This window comes from Nitrospirota bacterium, from assembly GCA_040755395.1.
Classification (GTDB): Bacteria; Nitrospirota; Nitrospiria; order Nitrospirales; family Nitrospiraceae; genus DATLZU01.
Genome location: JBFMAX010000037.1, coordinates 1 through 2732, shown reverse-complemented (window position 1 = coordinate 2732; position 2732 = coordinate 1). Strand labels below are relative to the sequence as shown.

The window sequence follows — 2732 nt, the reverse complement described above, 5'->3', positions numbered from 1 at the left end:
TGCGTATTTCAGCCCATCGTGGACGGCGTTTCAGGCTGATCGTGGACGGCATTTCAGGTTGATCGCGGACGCTGTTTCAGCGTGATCGTGGACGGAGTTTCAGCCGGATCGTGGACGGTCCGGGTGCGTGCAGGTGATCCGATAGGCCGGCCTACGCTCGCGGTTTTTTTGAGCGAGCGATGCCCACACCGAGGATCACGATGCGTCAACTGCGAGAACTCCTGCGACTGCACCTGTTGGGTGGACGCAGTTATGCCGAGTGCGGCCGGGCGCTCGGCGTGGCCAAGAGCACGGCCGGCAAAATTGCGGCGCTGGCGCGCGCGGCCGGGCTGGATTGGTCGGCGATCGAGCGGCTCAGCGACGAGCAACTCGAGGCACGGCTGTATCGGTCGCCGGTGCCGCGCTGCGCGCGCCAGCTCGAACCCGACTACGCGCACATCCATCAGGAACTGAAGCGCCCCGGTGTGACGCTGCAGTTGCTGTGGGAGGAGTACGCGCGCGGCAACGAGCGCGCGTACAAGTACACGAGCTTCTGCGTCAAGTACCGGCAGTGGCGCCAGGCGCTGGCGCTGTCGATGCGGCAGACCCACGTCGCCGGCGAGCGGCTGTTCATCGACTACGCCGGTCAGACCGTTGCGATCGTCGACGCGGCCAGCGGCGCGATCACGCCGGCGCAGATCTTCGTGGCCGTGCTCGGGGCGTCGAACTACACGTTCGCGTGCGCCACGCTCGCGCAGACGAGCGCCGACTGGATCGGCGCGACCGTGGCCGCGTTCGAGTTCATCGGCGGCGTGCCGGTGCTCGTGGTGCCCGATCAGACGCGTGCGCTGATCGCGCAGCCCAGCCGCTACGAACCGCAACCCAATCGGCTGGCCGAGGAGTTCGCCGCGCATTATGGCGTCACGATCCTGCCGGCGCGGCCCGCGCATCCGCGCGACAAACCGAAGGTCGAGGCCGCGGTGCTGCTGGTCGAGCGTTGGATCCTGGCACGGTTGCGCCACCGGCGCTTCTTCAGCCTGGCGGCGCTGAATGCCGCCGTCGCCGAGCTGCTGGCCGAGCTGAACGCGCGGCCGTTCAAGAAGCTGCCCGGCAGCCGCGCCAGCGCCTTCGAGCAAATCGATGCGCCGGCGCTGCGGCCGCTGCCGGCGGCGCGCTTCATGCCGGCGCGCTGGAAGACGGCGCGCGTGAACATCGACTACCACATCGACGTCGACGGCCACTACTACTCGGTGCCGTATCGCCTCGTGCGCACGCAGGTGCAGGTGCGCGTCACCGCCGCCACCGTCGAGGTGTTCGCCGCGCACAGCCGCGTGGCCTGCCACGCCTACAGCAGCGCACGCGGTCGACACACGACGGTGGCCGAGCACATGCCGGCGGCGCACCGCGCGCATCGCGAGTGGACGCCGGCCAAGCTGCTGCACTGGGCGGAACGCATCGGTCCCAGCACGGCCGCCGTCGTGCGCTGGCAGCTCGAGCACCGCCCGCATCCCGAGCAGGGTTACCGCGCCTGCCTCGGGCTGCAGCGGCTGGCACGCGCCTGCGGCGCCGAGCGGCTGGAGGCCGCCTGCGCGCGCGCCTTGGCCATCGGCGCGCCGCTGTACCGCAGTGTGGATTCGATTCTGAAGCGCGGTGTCGACCGCCAGCCCCTGGCGGCGGCGGCAGCACCGCTTCCCACCGTCGCGCAGCACGACAACGTGCGCGGTCCCGACTACTACCACTGACCCCAGGAGGTTGCCTTGCTCAACGAACACACCCTGACCCAGCTGCGCGCGCTACGCCTGGATGGCATGGTCCACGCGCTGGCCGACGGCGCCGTGGCCGCCAGCGCCGCGACGCTGAGCTTTGACGAGCGCCTCGGCATGCTCGTGCAGCACGAGATCGACTGGCGCGACGGCAAGCGCGTGGCACGCCTGCTCAAAGCCGCCAAGCTCAAGGACAGCAGCGCCTGCATCGAGGACATCGACTGGCGCGGCAGCCGCGGCCTGGACCGTGGCCTCGTCACCGAACTGGCGACCTGCGACTGGCTGCGCCGCGGCCACAACGTGCTCGTCACCGGCGCCACCGGCGTGGGCAAAACCTGGATCGCGTGCGCGCTGGCGCAGCGCGCCGCGCGCTGCGGCTTCAGCGTCCTGTACGCGCGCTGCTCGCGCCTGCTGGAGGAGCTACGCATCGCGCACGGCGACGGCAGCTTCGCGCGCCGGCTGGCGCAGCTCGCTCGCATCGATCTGCTGGTGCTCGACGACCTGGCGCTCAAGCCGCTGGTGCCCGGCGAGCAGAACGATCTGCTCGAACTGCTCGACGATCGCATCGGCTCCCGCTCGACGCTCATCACCAGCCAACTGGAGATCAAGCTGTGGCACGCCTGGCTCGCCGATCCCACCGTGGCCGACGCGATCCTCGACCGCCTCGTACACAGCGCGCACCGCATCGCGCTCAAAGGCGAATCGCTGCGCAAGAAGCCGCGCACAGCAGGCGAGTCCGCATGACCGCAGCCCGTCCACCGTCGACGCGCACCACACGGCTTGCCCACCGCGGCGCGCGTTCGCGTTCGTCGCACGCGACGCCCGCGCGCCGCCGTGGACAAGCCTGCGACATCGCTGCGCTACCATTGCCAACATCGCTTGCGCGCATCCGTGCCCGGCCGCGATCACCGCGAAATGCCGTCCACGATCACGCTGAAACGCCGTCCGCGATCAAACTGAAACAGCCGTCCGCGATCGCTGAAATACGCA

Annotated in this window: 3 protein-coding genes; all 3 read left to right on the top strand. The window is 69.8% G+C overall.

Going from position 1 to position 2732, the window contains the following annotated elements:
* Positions 1 to 179 precede the first annotated feature (179 nt).
* The gene (gene istA / locus AB1555_19960) at positions 180 to 1721 is read left to right on the top strand and encodes an IS21 family transposase (protein ID MEW6248953.1); all 1542 of its coding nucleotides are present in this window, start codon (positions 180 to 182) and stop codon (positions 1719 to 1721) included.
* Between the two features lie 15 nt (positions 1722 to 1736).
* Positions 1737 to 2486: an IS21-like element helper ATPase IstB gene (istB, locus tag AB1555_19955; GenBank protein MEW6248952.1), complete on the top strand. Its 750-nt coding sequence runs from the start codon at positions 1737 to 1739 to the stop codon at positions 2484 to 2486.
* Positions 2483 to 2732 (top strand): hypothetical protein (locus AB1555_19950; protein ID MEW6248951.1); only part of this gene is annotated, 250 nt, incomplete at its 3' end. The genes istB and AB1555_19950, both read left to right, overlap by 4 nt.